The 3,481-nt window shown below is 45.4% G+C and carries 1 protein-coding gene; it reads right to left on the reverse strand.

Going from position 1 to position 3,481, the window contains the following annotated elements; translation table 11 throughout:
• The coding region (locus L1286_RS23855) for a hypothetical protein (RefSeq protein ID WP_235409522.1) at positions 1 to 3,481 on the reverse strand (3,481 nt) is incomplete at both ends.

Below are 3,481 nucleotides of genomic sequence, written 5' to 3' on the forward strand. Positions count from 1 at the left end.
AACGATCTCGTAATCTAACCAATCTGGTTTAAAAATCACCTGTCCGGCACGCTGGAAAGTGACATCGGTTCGACCCGGCGTTAAACCCTGCGTATTTGTTACCTGGATCTCACCATTACCGCCACCGAGAGAGCCGCTAGCAAAATGGAAAGATTGTGATGATACACTAGAACCCGTGTTCGACAGTGCTGTAATGGGTCCTGTGAAGCCATTTTCTACTATCATACTACGGCGATTGCCTGCTGCATCATAGGTATATCGTGTTCTAGAAATGATGTCGCCTTTTTGCCAAGAAGGCGCTGCGCCATCCGCCGCCGCATTTTTATACTCAGTTGTCTTTACAAGTGAGATACGGCCATGACTGTCATAATAAGTCCGAGTTTCATGTCGGATCACGCGCTCTAAGTCATCCCAAGACTGCTTTAACTCACGTGTTCGCCTTCCAGCCAAATCATATTCGAATTGAGAAAATGCATCGTTGGTTTTATCTGTGATCGATTTAATCCAACCATTGTCATAGTAGGTGTAAACGAGGTGCTGTCCATGTTCATTGGTGCGCTCAATTAAGCGACCTATATCTCGTTTATTCGTTTCATGCCCATCGTCATTTAACCCCTGTACAGTCAGGCTTTCACCAAAGTTCTTACCGTACTTGAGCGTGAAGTTTTTACCACTTAAATCATTGCCGCCAACCAGTTGACCATGGTCATTATAATTACGGGTAATGCGGTGCACCTGCGCATTATTACTGTTGTAAATACTGCTGTACTGCTCAGAGGTTTGTAAGCCTTCCCTATTATAAGAGTAGTGTTTATGACGACTCATCTCATCTTGGCTAAAAATCACATTACCAAGCGCATCAAAGTGGTATGCAACTTCCCCCCCTTCCGCGTTGGTTTCATGAGTTCGATTACCGACTTCGTCATAGGCATACCGATTCACCAACCTGTAGCCAATATCTCCCTGTGCTTTTATACCGTATCGACCAGTCTCAAGTGTTTGCCCCAACTTATCGTGGGTCGTTACTGTTATATGCCCCAGCCCATTTTTATCAATCACTTTTTGGCTATGGATGTCATGGTATTGCCTTTGAATATGGCCTGCACCATCTTGATGAGCAATTTGATTGCCTTTTTTGTCGTATTCAAAACGATGTGTATGGCCATTCGCATCTGTTTTGCTAACTAAGTTCCCAGTTGCGTCATAGCGATAGGTATTATCAGGTGCGATATACGCTGCAACACCTGTATCAGAAACGACTTTAACAACCGGCAAAATTTCTCTTATCACTTGATTGGCATGGTTGTATTCTGCACGCGTCGTCGCACCAACTTCATCCGTGACAGAAATAATATTGCCCCAACGGTCAAATACTTGATGTTTGTTACCTGCGATGTCATTTGCTTCATCAATATAAGGCAACGCGATCGTGATAACTCGACCAAGTCCATCATGCTCAAACTTAGTTGTTCCATTCAGTTCGTGATAAGCCCTTGTCATGCGACCCGCTTTATCATAGTAATATGACTGGTAAACTCCGTCGTCCTTGTCACTTCTATAAAGCTGACCTAGCGTGTTGTAAAAGTACTTACCTTTTGCATCTTTGGTTACCTCACCAAAGCCATTGTACTGTGTGTGCCAAGTGAATGTATTGGCTGTCGCACCTAAGCCGATTGATTTCGCAGTGACATTGCCGTTTTTGTCATAACGATGCTCAGTCGTCAGTGTTTGACTGCCACCTGTGACAGCTGGCTGCCAATGTGCAACGCTGTACGCGGTGTTAGCGCTTGAAAGTGTGAAAGATTGAGATCTTTTGTTTGCAGGCGCAATATGCGCAGCCCCAGCAGAAATAACGATGCTGTAAGTGTACTTTTCTCTTATCAAGTAGTCAGACATGGTGACTTTACCCGTTTGCGGGTTAAAGTTAACGCCTGTTGGTAAGCCTTGCTGTTCATCAATGGTGATAATGGTGCCATCTGCGTCAGTTACTCGGCCTGAGTATTTAAAGCTATATCCCCCTTCAAGTGACCACTGGGAGAAGGCTTCGGTCGTTTTCTTCAAGCGATTATGCGCATCATAGTGATGGACTTTTATATTTCCATTCGCATCAATCTCTTTATTCAAGTTGCCTCGTAAGTCATATTGATGCTGGGTGACTCTATCTTGGCTGCTGTGCGCTGGTGTCCCCAGTTTCCCAGAATTACGGTCATGTGTGGCCAACCTCGACGCAAACACACGATGCGCTACCACGTTGCCAAACAAGTCATACTGATATGAGGTCGCTTCTCTGCCTGACGCTTCTGAGCCCAAGCCATTAATTTGGGCTTGACTGAGCGACGTGACGTCAGTATTCACATACTTGTCGTACTGATTTGCAGACACAGTCAAACGACCAATTGCATCATAGTCATACAATTTAGCCATCGCAGTATCTGCGCCGCGGTATGTTTCAGGTTGTGTGAGATCAGAAGCAACCGTAATTGCTGTTCGTACCTTGCCTAGCTCATCATATTCTTTATATTCAACGAGCTTATCCTTGTTACTGTAGTTAAATTCTCCAGTACTTTTTACCGCAACAATGACATTATGATGTACTTTATGCGTGGTACGTCCCATCTTGTCATAATGGAATGAGACCTCCCTGTTTTGGCCATCACGTGGATTGCCTGGCGTGCCCGTTGGTGGTGACGTCGTACTAAGCGCCCCGGTAACCGACTGGGCGTATTCAATTTGGCGCTCCAACTCGCCATGTGCGTTGTACTCGTAGGTTGTTAAATAGTGACCTTCATCGACCTGTGCACTGCGCTGGCCGCGAGTGTTGTAATACGTATAAGCGGTAACGGTCTTGGTATTGACAGAATCCCAAGAGCCCGAAACCAACTGCTCTTTTTTAACTTCTTCACCAAATGCATTATAGGTAAACTCAGTATATTGCTCGCCCTGAGAAACCGACTTTTTCAGCCCATTTGTCCCATAGCTTGTCGTAACCTTTCTATCACCCTCTGATTTACTGACGGTAATTTCGCCATTCGAATAGCTGCCCGCATTTGCATACCTGATTAGCGTCGTTTCTCGGCCCAATGCATCAAAGGTACGCTCAGTAACATACCCCTCACCATCCCGCTCTCGATATATACGCCCTGCATTGTCATAAGACTTATAAGGACGGCCCGCTAGGTCATAGCTGAATGTGGTTTCTGTGTGCGCGCCACTTAACCAGTTGCCATTGACCTTTATCCCTTCTTTTAACGCAATCACATTGCCCATGTCATCGTACGTCATGGCTTTTGTCATCTTGCCACTGGATGTAGACTTCAAGACATCATTGTCCCAATAATGGTAGCTGGCCTCTGGTCCTGACTCTTCTGTCAAACGCCCTTGATTGTCATAGGTATAATCCCACGTCGCCCCTTTTTGGTTGGTGTAAGTGGCTTTTAACCCATTGTCATAATAGGTGTAAGACTCCGTGGTGTTATCCGCA

Origin of the sequence: Pseudoalteromonas sp. SMS1 (assembly GCF_021530565.1) — a bacterium.
In the GTDB taxonomy this organism is placed as follows: Bacteria; Pseudomonadota; Gammaproteobacteria; order Enterobacterales; family Alteromonadaceae; genus Pseudoalteromonas.